Genomic DNA, 12,950 nt, shown 5'->3' on the forward strand with positions numbered 1-12,950 from the left:
TTCTTGGACCTGATCGAAGCAGTCTCCATCAGGCGGATCCCGACCGATTTCGATCGTTGGGACGATGTGCTCGCATTGATCATGCGTGCCTTCGCCTCGATGGACGACGTCATCGACCCGCCCTCCTCGGCCCACCTTTTGACCGCCGACACTCTGCGGGACAAGGCGCGGCGGGAGACCGGCTTCGTGGCGCTCAGGGGCGATCGGATCGTCGGCTGCGTCTTTGCCCTTGAAAAGGTGGCAGAGTTCTATGTCGGCAAGCTCGCCGTGGCGCCGGACTGCCAGGGACAAGGCATCGGCCGGCGGCTGATGCAGGCGGTCGAAGACCTTGCCCGCGGCCGCGGCAAGGCCGCCATCGAGCTTCAGACGCGGATCGAGTTGACCGCGAACCATGCGGCCTTTGCTCGCCTCGGCTTTCGCGAAACTGGACGGACGGCGCATGACGGCTATGCCAGGCCGACCTCGATCACCATGCGCAAAGCTCTCCCGTAAGTCTTATCTTACGGTTTGTGGGCCACGGATATTGCACCGCGACAGCGTCAGGTCCTGAGCGGCAGCACGCGGTCTGGTGGGCGGTGGCCGTCAACGAAGGCGCGGATGTTGATGATGACCTTTTCACCCATGTCGATACGGCCCTCGAGCGTCGCCGAGCCCATATGCGGCAGAAGCACGACCTTGTTCTTGGCCGCGAGCTTCAGCAGCTTGCCGTTCAAGGCCGGCTCGTGCTCGTAGACATCGAGGCCGGCGCCGGCGATCTTGCCGTCCTGGATCAGCTTGACCAGTGCTTCCTCGTCGATGATGTCGCCGCGCGCGGTGTTGACGACATAGGCGGTGGGCTGCAGCAGCGCCAGCCGCCGCGCCGAAAGCAGATGGAAGGTTGCCGGCGTCGAGGGACAGTTGACCGAGATGATATCCATGCGGGCCAGCATCTGGTCGAGGCTTTCCCAATAGGTCGCCTCCAGCCCGTCTTCCACGGCCGGCAGCACTCGGTGGCGGTTGTGATAGTGGATCGACAGTCCGAAGGCCTTGGCCCGCCTGGCTACGGCCGTGCCGATCCGCCCCATGCCGACAATGCCGAGCCGCTTGCCCCAGATGCGCCGGCCCAGCATCCAGGTCGGCGACCAGCCGGCCCATTTCTTGTCGCCGGTGAGCACATTGGCGCCTTCCGCGAGCCGCCGCGGCACCGCCAGCATCAGCGCCATCGTCATGTCGGCGGTGTCTTCGGTCAGGACATTCGGCGTGTTGGTGACGGTGATGCCCCTCTTGGCCGCAGCCGCGACATCGATCTTGTCGACGCCGTTGCCAAAATTGGCGATCAGCTTGAGGTTGTCGCCTGCCTGAGCGATCAGCGCCGCGTCGATATTGTCGGTAATGGTCGGCACCAGAACGTCGGCTTCCTTGACCGCCGCGACCAGTTCCGGCTGCGTCATCGGCCGGTCCTCGACATTCAGCCTTGCGTCGAACAGTTCGCGCATGCGGGTCTCGACCGGGTCGGGCAGCTTGCGCGTGATGACGACGAGAGGCCTTTTTTTGCCTGCCATTGTTTCCCTCTCGAGTATTTGCCGCAATACCGAACGCAAAACCGCTTCACAGGTTTGCTGGAATTGCTCTAACCCGATCTCGTTGAGACCTCTTTAACCAAGACCGGCGAAACTGAAAGCCGGTCGCGGTGCCGATTACCCATGTAACAAGCGGTGCCGCCGAAGACAAAGAAAAAGGGGCGCCGAGGCAAGCGCCGAAAGGAATGAAAGTGTCTGGTTTCGCGTCGCTTCGCCTGACCCTCAGTGCAGCATTTCTCGGCGCTCTGCTTTATTCTTCGCTTACGGCGGCACAGAGTGCGGCTGCACCTGCCCAGAGCGTCGTCACGCTCGGGCCGAGCGGCCTGCCGCTGCCGCGATTCGTCAGCCTGAAATCCGGCCGCGTCAACTCGCGCGTCGGCCCCGGCGCCAACTACTCGGTCGACTGGATGTATATGAAGGCCGGCCTGCCGATGGAGATCATCCAGGAATTCGACACATGGCGCCGCGTGCGCGATGCCGATGGTTCGGAAGGCTGGATCAACCAGTCGCTGCTTTCCGGCCGGCGCACGGCAATCGTCGCACCATGGCAGCGTGGCAAGGGCACCCGGATCAATCTTCTCAACAGCCCCGACAAGGATGCAAGGGTGGTCGCGATGATCGAACCTGGCGTCATGGGTACGATCAAATCCTGCGACGGCCAGTGGTGCGAAATGACGTTCGACGGCCACACCGGCTGGCTTGCCCAGTCGGTCGTCTGGGGCGCCTATCCCGGCGAACGGGTCAAGGACTGATTCTCTTTCGCGGTCCTGGCTTTATGCCCGATACGACCGAGATGGGTGTCCTGGAAGCCGGTCGGCAGCTTCAGACCGTAGCCCAGCGCACGGTCGATGGCGATGTGGGCGATCCATATCAGCGCAACCGCCATCGCGGCCGCATTGCCCCACATGTGCCCTCCGAGCAGCAGCAGCACGGGCACGATCAGGATGTGCAAGGCGTTGTAGGCAAGGGCACCGACGCGCGGACCGGCCAGATAGCCCGACATCGATAGGTCAGGCGCCAGGATAAGCAATCCGAAGAGCCACCAGGAGATGCCGGTCGAACCGTAGAAAATGACGGCAGCCAGTGCCATGATCGCCCATTCGAGCCGGATTACGAGATCGAGGGGTTTCATCCCTGGCCGATAATTCTGGCTTGGCAGATGATTCTGGCCTCGCCAGTCATTCGCGGCGTTTGGGGCGCAGCCTCACGACGATGTCGACGTTGGCGATCTCCATCCCTTCCGGAGGCTCCGGCAGGTTGGCAACCGTCACCGGACCGCTGTCGATGTCGAATATACGGTTTTCGCCTTCGATGTAGAAATGGTGGTGGTCGGAGGTGTTGGTGTCGAAATAGGTTTTCGCGCCTTCGACGGCGAGGATGCGCAAAAGTCCCGCCTGGGTAAACTGGTGAAGGGCATTGTAGACGGTGGCCAGCGACACCGGCACGCCGGCGGCAACCGCCTCCTCGTGCAGTTCCTCGGCCGACAGATGCCGGTCGCCCTTGGCGAAAAGCAGATCGGCCAGCGCAATGCGCTGACGCGTCGGCCTCAGCCCGGCTTCACGGACCCGCTTGTCCACAGCGACATTTTCCTTCCGGCCGTCCAGGTCCATCTTCTCGTCGAACCCCACAGTTCCGCCCCAAGACACGCCCAGAATGGCAAAAAAATGAACGTCTGCCGAAACCGGACCTCTCAGGACATATATTCTGTCGTCCGAATGCGATCAATAGCGCGCATTGACCCAGGCAGACGAGCAGGCTAAGCGCAAACGCCGGTTTCCGGCCTGAAACAGATTGTGTTAGGAAACCAACGACAAGGGCACCCGATGGCCCGGAACGATATGGGATGAGATTGATGGCGGGTAAATCCAGCTACGAGTACGACGAATTGCTGGCCTGCGCCCGCGGCGAACTGTTCGGACCGGGCAACGCCCAGCTTCCCTATCCGCCAATGCTGATGTTCGACCGCATCACCGAGATCAGCGAGACCGGCGGCGCCTTCGAGAAGGGTTTTATCCGCGCGGAGTTCGACATCAAGCCGGACCTGTGGTTCTTTGCCTGCCATTTCATCGGCAATCCGATCATGCCGGGGTGCCTCGGCCTCGACGCCATGTGGCAACTGACGGGCTTCTATCTTGGCTGGCTTGGCGAACCCGGGAAGGGAATGGCGCTGTCGACCGGCGAAGTGAAATTCAAGGGCATGGTCACGCCTTCGGTGAAGAAGGTCGAATATGGCATCGACTTCAAGCGCGTGATGCGGGGCCGGCTGGTGCTCGGCATCGCCGATGGCTGGCTGAAGGCGGATGGCGAACCCATATACGCGGCAACGGATTTGAAAGTCGGTCTGTCCAAGCAGTCGGCGGTCGGCTGACCGGCACCCCTGGCCGGCCCCCTTTGGCCAGCATCCCTGGAAGGAGTTGCGAATGAGACGTGTCGTAGTCACAGGCCTCGGCATCGTGTCGTCGATCGGCAACAATGCCAACGAGGTGCAAGCCTCGCTGCATGACGCCAGATCAGGCATCAGCTTCTCGGATTCCTTCGCCGAACACGGCTTCCGCTGCCAGGTCTGGGGAGCGCCGACGCTCGATCCATCGGCGATGATCGATCGCCGTGCGATGCGCTTCCTGAGCCAGGGTGCTGCATGGAACCACGTCGCCATGGACCAGGCGATCGCGGATGCGGGCCTCGGCGAGAGCGACATCACCAATGAGCGCACCGGCATCGTCATGGGATCGGGCGGACCATCCACCCGCACCATCGTCGAAGCTGCCGAAACGACGCTGAAGAACGGCAGTCCCAAGCGCATCGGTCCGTTCGCGGTGCCGAAGGCAATGTCGTCGACCGCATCGGCGACGCTTGCCACATGGTTCAAGATCCACGGCGTCAACTACTCGATCTCGTCGGCCTGTTCGACCTCGGCGCATTGCATCGGCAATGGCTATGAATTGATCCAATGGGGCAAGCAGGACATCGTCTTCGCCGGCGGCCACGAGGATCTCGACTGGACGATGTCGGACCTGTTCGACGCCATGGGCGCCATGTCGTCGAAATTCAACGACAAGGCATCGACCGCCTCCCGTGCCTATGACGTCAATCGCGACGGCTTCGTCATTGCCGGCGGCGCCGGTGTGCTGGTGCTGGAAGAGCTTGAGCATGCCAAGGCGCGCGGCGCCAAGATCTATGCCGAGATCGTCGGCTATGGCGCGACGTCGGATGGCTACGACATGGTTGCTCCTTCAGGCGAGGGCGCGGTCCGCTGCATGCGCCAGGCGCTGGCCACGGTTTCCACGCCGGTCGACTACATCAACACCCATGGCACCTCGACGCCGGTGGGAGATTCCAAGGAAATGGGCGCCATCCGCGAGGTGTTCGGCCCAGAGATGCCGTACATCACCTCGACGAAGTCGCTGACCGGCCATTCGCTGGGCGCGGCCGGCGTGCAGGAATCCATCTACTCGATCCTGATGATGCAGGGCGGTTTCATCGGCGAAAGCGCCCATATCGAGACCCTCGACCCCGAATTCGAGGGCATGCCGATCGTGCGAAAGCGCATCGACGACGCCAGGATCGACACTGTTTTGTCCAATTCGTTCGGCTTCGGTGGTACCAACGCCACGCTCGTTTTCCAGCGCTATTCCGCATAAGGATTTGCCGGCCATGGACGGATTGATGAAGGGCAAGCGCGGGCTTGTCATGGGTGTCGCCAACGATCATTCGATCGCCTGGGGCATCGCCCGGAAATTGTCCGAACACGGGGCGGAACTCGCCTTCACCTATCAGGGCGATGCCTTCGGACGCCGGGTCAAGCCGCTGGCCGACAAGCTCGGCGCCTCGCTGGTCGTGCCGTGCGACGTCGAGGACAGCGCTTCGGTCGCCGCCACGTTCGAGACCCTGGGCAACGAATGGGGCGGGCTGGATTTCATCGTCCACGCCATCGGCTTTTCCGACAAGAACGAGTTGAAAGGCCTCTACGCCGACACCACCCGGGATAATTTCGTCCGCACCATGGTGATCTCCTGCTACTCCTTCACCGAGGTCGCCCGCCATGCGGCCACCTTGATGAAGGACGGCGGATCGATGATCACGCTGACCTATGCGGGCTCCGTCCGCGTCATGCCGAACTACAATGTCATGGGCGTCGCCAAGGCCGGACTGGAGGCCAGCGTGCGCTACCTCGCCAACGATTACGGTCCGCGCGGCATCAGGGTAAACGGCATATCGGCTGGGCCCGTGCGCACGCTCGCCGGCGCCGGCATTTCGGACGCCCGCCACATGTTCTCCTACCAGCAGCGAAACTCGCCACTGCGCCGCACGGTGACCATCGACGAGGTCGGTGGTTCGGCGCTTTATCTGTTGTCGGATCTGTCTTCCGGGGTTACCGGCGAAATCCACTATGTCGATTCCGGCTATCACATCGTTTCCATGCCGACGCTCGACGAATTGAAGCAGACCGACGGCGGGCGAGACTAACGCCTGTCGGCCAAAGGTGCGCGACGGTTTTGAAATGGCGGACATCTGAAAACACGAAGCTTAAAGCGCGCGGCTAAACCCCGTTTCAGCGCCAGTCGCATTGATCCGCTCAAGAAATACTTTCGGTCCAATAAAATTGGATTCATTCGCGGAAACTCATTTTAAGGAGATATCCGCTAGAAAGCCCCGTACTCAGGGGAACTTTCAATGCTCGCCGTCAGCAACCCGAAGCGAACACCGGTGTTCCGACTGCTCACCATAGCGAGTTCGGGTCTCGGCAGTTTCGTCCTCGGGCTCTGGGGCCTGAAGCTCGGTCTCGGCGATGGCTTTGCCGGCATCTCCGCCGACATGATGGTCTCGGTGATGGCCGCTCTTTGCGCACTGGCGGCGTCGGTCGCCGCGATGTCCTTCTTCGCGGGCGTCGATGAATCGGCGGATTTCGTCTTCACGGAAACCCATTTCGACAAGCTGACCGGCCTGGTGGCACGCCCGGCGATGGTCGGCAAGATTGCCGAGGCGGCATGCGCGACCAGCCGGACCGGCGAGCCGATGTTCCTCATCGATATCGACATCGACCGCTTCAAGCAGATCAATGACGCCATCGGCTACAGCCAGGGCGACGAGTTGATCCGCGCCTTCACCAAGCGCTTGAAGATGTGCGTGCCGCCGCGCGCGCTGATCGGACGCATCGGCGCCGGTGAATTCGCGATCCTGCTCCCCGACAACCAAGTCGCAGGGTCCTTGGAAAGCACCATAGAGAGGCTCATCGACGAGATGATGGAGCCCTATGATCTCGGTACGCACCTGCAATCGGTCAGCCTGTCGGTCGGCATCGTGGCGATGCCAAAGGACGGTGTCGATCCCGTCCTCATCCTGCGCCGCTCCAATCTGGCGCTGCAGAACGCGCGCGCCAGCGGCGTCGGCAACTGGTCCGTCTTCCATGCCGAAATGGGCAGGGTCGCCGACCATCGCCAGTGGATCGAATCCGAACTGCATACAGCCTTCGAGCGCGGTGACTTCGACCTTCATTACCAGCCGCAGCTCGATCTCCCGACCGGCCGCATCGTCGGCTACGAAGCGCTAATCCGCTGGCGGCATCCGGAACGCGGCATGATCCCGCCGATGGAGTTCATTCCGATCGCCGAGGAAACCGGCATGATCGGCCCGATCGGCGAATGGGTGCTGCGCAAAGCCTGCAGCGACGCCCGGCATCTGCCCGACGACTGCTTCGTCGCCGTCAACATCTCGCCCGTCCAGTTCATGACCAAGGACTTCGTCGGCATCGTGCGCGACACCATGACGAGCACCGGCATCAAGCCGTCACGGCTGGAACTGGAAGTGACCGAGACGGCGATGATGCAGGATCGCGACCGCGCCGCCGCCATCCTGAAGGAGCTTGCGGATATCGGCATTTCGGTCGCCGTCGATGATTTCGGCACCGGCTATTCCAATTTGAGCTACCTGATCGATTTCTCATTCGGCAAGCTGAAGATCGACCGGTCCTTCGTCAGCCGCCTCGACACGGATTCCAGCTCCGGTGCGGTCGTCTCGACCATCGTCGGGCTTTCGCGCGCGCTCGGCGTCAGCATCATTGCCGAAGGCGTCGAGACCGAAAGCCAGGCGACACTGCTCAGGGCAGCCGGCTGCGAGGTGGTGCAAGGCTACCTGTATGGCAGGCCCGCCCCCCTCAAGATCAGGGTCGGCGACGTGCATATCACCGATGAGGTCCGGCGCGTTGCCAATCTGCATTGAGTGCGACGCGATATCTGTTTTTGAGCATGATCTTTTCCGAAACCGGTATCCACTTTCGGGATCATGCTTCAACGACGAGCGGAAAGCACCTTGAACATGCCGTCACGAGCGAGTTCGGCATGGCTCGAAAAGACAGCCGCCAAGATCGGCTCGTAGGGAAGCTGACGGTTGGCGACCATGAACAGGCGCCCACCCGGCTTCAAGGCCTTGGCCGCCGCTCGGATCATGCCGGCGCCGATCTCCGGCTCGGCCGCCCGGCTGCGGTGAAAGGGCGGGTTCATGGCAATCGCGTCGTAGCGCTTCTCGACTGGTTCCTTCAGCAGATCGATCCAGAAGAAATTCCTGGCGATCGACTGGCTGACCGCTGCCAGATTGAGCTTCGCGGCTTCAAGCGCGGCGAAATCGGCCTCATAGAGGTCGAGCGCCTGAACGCCGGGGGAGCGGGCGGCGATCTCGGCCGCCACATAGCCCCAGCCGGCGCAGAGATCGGCAATGCTGCCACGCAGGTCATTGGGCAGGTTCTCGACCAGCAATTTCGATCCGGTATCGATCCGGTCGAACGAGAACATGCCGGGCGCGGTGTGAAACCGGCCTTCAACCTGCAGAGCGGGGTTGGCAGCGCGCAATTCTTCCGCGGCGGCCAGATCGGCGGGACGTCGCAGCCAGAAGGCAATGCCGTGATATTTGGGCAAATGGCCTTCAAGCGGCACAAGCTCGTCAACGCGCTTGCGCAGGCTGGCAATGCCATCGTCCTTGCCGCCGGCAATGACGACCAGGCCGCCCGGCGCCACGCGCTCAAGCGCCTGCGCGATGCGCACTTCGTTCAGGCCGCGATGCCGGCCGGCAAGCACAAGTGCCATATCGAAGCCATCGCCTTCCACTTGCGCGGTGACGACGAAGCCAGACGCCTGCAGCGCGCTAAAATGCGGCCGGAAGCCCTGCACGAGGTGAAGCGTCGCCTCAAAGCCTTCAGGCAGGCGAAAACCCGGCTCAGCGCCGAGAAACAGGGCGCGCGTGCCCTTGCCCGGTAGAGGAACAGCCTCCGCCTCGAAGGGATGGAAAAGCGTCTTCAACGGCTCGGCGGACATTGTTCGATCTCGACTTGTCTAAGCGCTTTGAAACCCAGGCTGAAAATGAAAACGGGCGCGACATAAGCCGCGCCCGTTTCGATTCAAGATCTCAGACCAATCAGGCGGCGTTTTCTTCGCCTTCGGTCTTCTTGTCGCGGGCGAGTTCCTTGCCGGTGGCCTGGTCGACGACCTTCATCGACAGGCGGACCTTGCCGCGCTCGTCGAAGCCCATCAGCTTGACCCAGACCTTGTCGCCTTCCTTGACCACGTCCGAGGTCTTGGCGACCCGGTCGTTGGCAAGCTGCGAGATGTGGACGAGGCCGTCACGCGGGCCGAAGAAGTTGACGAAAGCGCCGAAGTCCGCGGTCTTGACGACCGTACCTTCGTAGATCTCGCCGACTTCCGGCTCGGCGACGATGGTGTGGATCCACTTCTTCGCCGCCTCGATCTCCTTGGCATTGGACGAAGCGATCTTGACCGTGCCGTCGTCCTCGATGTTGATCTTGGCGCCGGTCTTTTCGACGATCTCGCGGATCACCTTGCCGCCCGAGCCGATCACGTCACGAATCTTGTCGGTCGGGATGTGCATCACTTCGATGCGCGGTGCGAACTCACCCAGTTCCGAACGCGCGCCGGTCAGAGCATGCGCCATCTCGCCGAGGATGTGCTGGCGGCCATCCTTGGCCTGGTCCAGCGCGATCTTCATGATCTCCTCGGTGATGCCTTCGATCTTGATATCCATCTGCAGCGAGGTGATGCCGTTGGCGGTGCCGGCGACCTTGAAGTCCATGTCGCCGAGGTGATCCTCGTCACCGAGGATGTCGGATAGAACGGCGAAACGCTCGCCTTCCTTGATCAGGCCCATGGCGATACCGGCGACGGGCTTGGCCAGCGGCACGCCGGCATCCATCAGCGCCAGCGAGGTGCCGCAGACGGTGGCCATCGACGACGAACCGTTGGACTCGGTGATCTCCGAGACGACACGCAGCGTGTAGGGGAACTGGTCGGCGCTCGGCAGCATCGGGCGAATGGCGCGCCAGGCGAGCTTGCCATGGCCGATTTCGCGGCGACCCGGCGAACCCATGCGGCCGGTCTCGCCGACGGAATAGGGAGGGAAGTTGTAGTGAAGGAGGAACTTCTCCTTGTACATGCCGGTCAGCGAATCAACATACTGCTCATCCTCGCCGGTGCCGAGCGTGGCAACGACCAGCGCCTGGGTCTCGCCGCGGGTGAACAGCGCCGAACCGTGGGTGCGCGGCAGGACGCCGACTTCGGAGACGATCTTGCGGACCGTCTTGAGGTCACGCCCATCGATGCGCGAACCGGTGTCGAGGATGTTCCAGCGCACGACCTTGGCCTGGAGTTCCTTGAATACCGAACCGATCTGCTCGGAAGTGTACTTGGCATCTTCGCCTTCGGCCGGGGCAAACGCTGCCTTGACCTTCGCCTTGACGGCGTCGACGGCGGCGTAACGCTTCTGCTTGTCGACGTTCTTGTAGGCATTGCTGAGTTCGTCGCCGACGATCTTCAGCATCTCGGCTTCAAGCGCGGAATAGTCCGGCGCGGTGAAGTCGCGCGGCTCCTTGGCGGCGACTTCGGCCAGCTTGATGATGGCGTCGATGACCGGCTGGAAGCCCTTGTGGCCGAACATGACGGCGCCGAGCATCAGCTCTTCGCCCAATTCCTTGGCTTCGGACTCAACCATCAGCACAGCGTCGGCGGTGCCGGCGACAACGAGGTCGAGCTTGGATTCCTGCATCTCGTCGACATGCGGGTTCAGAACGTATTCGCCGTTGATGTAGCCGACGCGGGCGCCGCCGACCGGGCCCATGAAGGGAACGCCGGAGAGCGTCAGGGCGGCCGAAGTGGCAACGATCGACAGGATGTCGGGATCGTTCTCGAGATCATGCTGGACGACGGTGACGACGATCTGGGTGTCGTTCTTGTAGCCGGAGGCGAAGAGCGGGCGGATCGGCCGGTCGATGAGGCGGGAAACCAGCGTTTCCTTCTCGCTCGGACGGCCTTCACGCTTGAAATAGCCACCCGGGATCTTGCCGGCGGCGTAGGTCTTTTCCTGGTAGTTGACGGTCAGCGGGAAGAAATCGAGGCCGGGCTTCGGCTCCTTCATCGAAACGACGGTGGCGAGGACCTTGGTCTCGCCGTAGGTGGCGAGCACCGCGCCATCAGCCTGGCGCGCGATCTTGCCGGTTTCGAGGATGAGCGGACGACCGCCCCATTCGATTTCCACTTTGTGGTGATTGAACATCTCTTGTCCTTAATATGAGGAAAGGGCCGCGCCGTTTCACGGTGCGCGGAGATGCCCTTTCCCTGGCTTCCTTTCTCGGGCAGCCACGGGCAAGACAACGGGAGGCTCGGGTGATTTCGGCGCGGTGCGCGCGCGAGCGTCCTGCAATCCTGCCCCATGACCGTCCATGGGCGGTTTCGAGTGCCCTCTGCACGATCGAAACCGGGTCTGGCCAGTCGATACGACTGGCAGAATGCGCGACCGGCGGGCTCTCCTTCGAAAGCCCGCCGGTCAATTCGTCAACGACGCAGACCGAGCTTCTCGATCAGCGTCTGGTAGCGCGCGTCGTCCTTGCGCTTGAGATAATCAAGCAGGCTGCGGCGCTGGGAGACGAGAGCAAGCAGACCACGGCGGGAATGGTTATCCTTCTTGTGGTCCTTGAAATGGTCGGTCAGGTTCTTGATGCGCTCGGAAAGGATGGCCACCTGGACTTCCGGAGACCCGGTATCGCCCTTGGCGGTTGCGAATTCACCCATCAATTCCTGTTTGCGCTCGGCAGTAATCGACATCGTGTTTTTCCTTATCTGTTTGAGGAAACGGGTCGCCCTCAGCCGGGATGTCGTCCAGCAGGGGCCGGTGCAAGCAAAGCGTCATAGCGCTAAGCTGCGGCGCATATAGTGCAATTCCCCGGAAAACACCAGCCCAATTCACAAGCCGGCTTTTCAGAGCAAAATGGCAGGTTTATCCCTGTCAAAGCCATTTCTTCCATTTGAAGAAGACGATCAGCCCGAACGCGACAAGCGCCATGAACAGCAGCGACAAGGGATAGCCGTAGTAGGCCTTCAGTTCCGGCATGTTCCAGGGCGAAGACTCCGGATCGAAATTCATGCCCCAGATGCCGACCAGGAAGGTGAGCGGCATGAAGATGACCGAGACGATGGTGAGATAGCTGATAACGTCGTTGGTGCGCGCCTGGCTCAGCGACAGGTGCATCTCGATCAGGCCGGTCAGCATATCGCGCTGGGTCTCGACCAGCTCGATCAGCCTGAGCGCATGGTCGAGCGTGTCGTTGAGGAAGATCTTGGTCTCGGCCTTCACATAGGGCACATCGTTGCGGATCAGCGTCGCCAGCGCATCGCGCATCGGCCACAGCACGCCTTTCAGCACGTTGGCGTCACGCCGCAATTCATGTAGCTGCCGCATCTGGTGTTTGTGCGGCGAATGCAGCATCTGGTCCTCGATGCTGTCGACCATGTCACCGGCGGCCTCGATCGGCGGAAAATAGCTGTCGACGATGGCATCGATCAGCGCATAGGCAAGATAGTCGGCGCCGCGGGCGCGCAGCCGGTTGGGCGCCGAACTTTCGATACGCTTGCGCACCGGATCGAATGGATCGCCTTCCCGCTCCTGGAAGGTAACGACGAAGTTGCTGCCGAAGAAGACGGCGATCTGCTCATAGCGGTGCGAGGTGACATCGTCGATCATCCTGACAACGACGAAGGCATGGTCCTCGAAGAAGTCGACCTTGGGCCGCTGGCCGGTGTTGACGACGTCCTCCAGCGCCAGCGGATGCAGGCTGAAAATGCGGCCGATCTCCTCGATCAGCGGGATGTTGGCGAGGCCGGTGCAGTCGAGCCAGAGGACCGGCCATTTGTCGCAATGGGTGTTGAGGTCGTCGATGCTGGCATTTTCGATAGTCTTGAATTTTTCGGGCGAGATCAGCGTCAAACGCAGTTCCGAGCGACGCGCCGACGGGTCGGCGATCAGCGTGCCGGGCGACGCACCGACCGGCGGCCGCCGCGTTTTCGCCGGTGCCCGCGTCTTCACGGTCTCAGCCTTTGCCATATTCCCCTCGTG

The 12,950-nt window shown here is 62.0% G+C and carries 13 protein-coding genes; 6 read left to right on the forward strand and 7 right to left on the reverse strand.

Features of this window, described 5'->3' with window-relative positions:
• The first annotated feature begins 3 nt into the window (after window positions 1-3).
• Window positions 4-492 carry a GNAT family N-acetyltransferase gene (locus EN955_RS00530; protein ID WP_127218679.1) on the forward strand — a complete coding sequence of 163 codons (489 nt, stop codon included), beginning with the start codon at window positions 4-6 and terminating at the stop codon, window positions 490-492.
• Window positions 493-539: 47 nt separating this feature from the next.
• Here the strand turns inward: EN955_RS00530 and EN955_RS00535 are convergent, their stop codons facing one another.
• Window positions 540-1,541, reverse strand: coding sequence for a D-glycerate dehydrogenase (locus tag EN955_RS00535; RefSeq protein ID WP_013527881.1), 1,002 nt, complete (start codon window positions 1,539-1,541; stop codon window positions 540-542).
• A 209-nt stretch (window positions 1,542-1,750) separates the two neighbouring features.
• On the opposite strand from EN955_RS00535, the gene EN955_RS00540 reads away from it, so the two are divergent.
• Window positions 1,751-2,311 carry an SH3 domain-containing protein gene (locus EN955_RS00540; protein ID WP_024503473.1) on the forward strand — a complete coding sequence of 187 codons (561 nt, stop codon included), beginning with the start codon at window positions 1,751-1,753 and terminating at the stop codon, window positions 2,309-2,311.
• Here EN955_RS00540 and EN955_RS00545 read toward each other — a convergent pair.
• Both EN955_RS00545 and irrA read right to left on the reverse strand, forming a co-directional pair.
• Window positions 2,284-2,691: a DUF4260 domain-containing protein gene (locus tag EN955_RS00545; protein WP_024503472.1), complete on the reverse strand. Its 408-nt coding sequence runs from the start codon at window positions 2,689-2,691 to the stop codon at window positions 2,284-2,286. The genes EN955_RS00540 and EN955_RS00545 overlap by 28 nt on opposite strands.
• A gap of 46 nt (window positions 2,692-2,737) precedes the next feature.
• Window positions 2,738-3,169, reverse strand: a complete 432-nt coding sequence (gene irrA, locus EN955_RS00550) for an iron response transcriptional regulator IrrA (RefSeq protein WP_024503471.1) — start codon at window positions 3,167-3,169, stop codon at window positions 2,738-2,740.
• Between the two features lie 242 nt (window positions 3,170-3,411).
• Between irrA and fabA the strand changes: the two genes are divergently transcribed.
• From fabA to EN955_RS00570, 4 genes are all read left to right on the forward strand, one after another.
• Window positions 3,412-3,927 (forward strand): 3-hydroxyacyl-[acyl-carrier-protein] dehydratase FabA, encoded by a 516-nt coding sequence (gene fabA, locus EN955_RS00555; RefSeq protein WP_013527885.1) that lies wholly within the window; start codon window positions 3,412-3,414, stop codon window positions 3,925-3,927.
• A gap of 52 nt (window positions 3,928-3,979) precedes the next feature.
• A complete protein-coding gene (gene fabB, locus EN955_RS00560; RefSeq protein ID WP_024503470.1) occupies window positions 3,980-5,200 on the forward strand; it encodes a beta-ketoacyl-ACP synthase I in 1,221 nt (406 codons plus the stop codon).
• A 13-nt stretch (window positions 5,201-5,213) separates the two neighbouring features.
• Entirely contained in the window at window positions 5,214-6,026 is an 813-nt protein-coding gene (fabI, locus tag EN955_RS00565) for an enoyl-ACP reductase FabI (RefSeq protein ID WP_024503469.1), read from the forward strand.
• 207 nt (window positions 6,027-6,233) lie between these two features.
• Entirely contained in the window at window positions 6,234-7,778 is a 1,545-nt protein-coding gene (locus EN955_RS00570; protein WP_024503468.1) for a bifunctional diguanylate cyclase/phosphodiesterase, read from the forward strand.
• Between the two features lie 68 nt (window positions 7,779-7,846).
• On the opposite strand, the gene EN955_RS00575 is transcribed toward EN955_RS00570, so the two are convergent.
• The 4 genes from EN955_RS00575 to corA all read right to left on the reverse strand — a co-directional run bounded on the left by EN955_RS00575 (window position 7,847) and on the right by corA (window position 12,938).
• Entirely contained in the window at window positions 7,847-8,866 is a 1,020-nt protein-coding gene (locus tag EN955_RS00575) for a class I SAM-dependent methyltransferase (RefSeq protein ID WP_024503467.1), read from the reverse strand.
• A gap of 100 nt (window positions 8,867-8,966) precedes the next feature.
• The gene (gene pnp, locus EN955_RS00580) at window positions 8,967-11,114 is read right to left on the reverse strand and encodes a polyribonucleotide nucleotidyltransferase (RefSeq protein WP_013527890.1); all 2,148 of its coding nucleotides are present in this window, start codon (window positions 11,112-11,114) and stop codon (window positions 8,967-8,969) included.
• Window positions 11,115-11,392: 278 nt separating this feature from the next.
• Complete coding sequence (gene rpsO, locus EN955_RS00585) at window positions 11,393-11,704, reverse strand: 30S ribosomal protein S15 (RefSeq protein WP_269470859.1); 312 nt, start codon at window positions 11,702-11,704, stop codon at window positions 11,393-11,395.
• 139 nt (window positions 11,705-11,843) lie between these two features.
• Window positions 11,844-12,938, reverse strand: coding sequence for a magnesium/cobalt transporter CorA (gene corA / locus EN955_RS00590; RefSeq protein ID WP_024503466.1), 1,095 nt, complete (start codon window positions 12,936-12,938; stop codon window positions 11,844-11,846).
• Window positions 12,939-12,950: the final 12 nt, after the last annotated feature.

The sequence above is a fragment of the Mesorhizobium sp. M7A.F.Ca.CA.001.04.2.1 genome (assembly GCF_003998485.1).
GTDB lineage: Bacteria > Pseudomonadota > Alphaproteobacteria > Rhizobiales > Rhizobiaceae > Mesorhizobium > Mesorhizobium ciceri.

What these genes read in the sequence shown, in the direction of transcription:
- irrA (WP_024503471.1), bottom strand. Translation starts at nt 3,169, where the DNA reads ATGGACCTGGACGGCCGGAAGGAAAATGTCGCTGTGGACAAGCGGGTC.
- fabA (WP_013527885.1), top strand. Translation starts at nt 3,412, where the DNA reads ATGGCGGGTAAATCCAGCTACGAGTACGACGAATTGCTGGCCTGCGCC.
- EN955_RS00575 (WP_024503467.1), bottom strand. Translation starts at nt 8,866, where the DNA reads ATGTCCGCCGAGCCGTTGAAGACGCTTTTCCATCCCTTCGAGGCGGAG.
- fabI (WP_024503469.1), top strand. Translation starts at nt 5,214, where the DNA reads ATGGACGGATTGATGAAGGGCAAGCGCGGGCTTGTCATGGGTGTCGCC.
- pnp (WP_013527890.1), bottom strand. Translation starts at nt 11,114, where the DNA reads ATGTTCAATCACCACAAAGTGGAAATCGAATGGGGCGGTCGTCCGCTC.
- corA (WP_024503466.1), bottom strand. Translation starts at nt 12,938, where the DNA reads ATGGCAAAGGCTGAGACCGTGAAGACGCGGGCACCGGCGAAAACGCGG.
- EN955_RS00545 (WP_024503472.1), bottom strand. Translation starts at nt 2,691, where the DNA reads ATGAAACCCCTCGATCTCGTAATCCGGCTCGAATGGGCGATCATGGCA.
- EN955_RS00535 (WP_013527881.1), bottom strand. Translation starts at nt 1,541, where the DNA reads ATGGCAGGCAAAAAAAGGCCTCTCGTCGTCATCACGCGCAAGCTGCCC.
- fabB (WP_024503470.1), top strand. Translation starts at nt 3,980, where the DNA reads ATGAGACGTGTCGTAGTCACAGGCCTCGGCATCGTGTCGTCGATCGGC.
- EN955_RS00570 (WP_024503468.1), top strand. Translation starts at nt 6,234, where the DNA reads ATGCTCGCCGTCAGCAACCCGAAGCGAACACCGGTGTTCCGACTGCTC.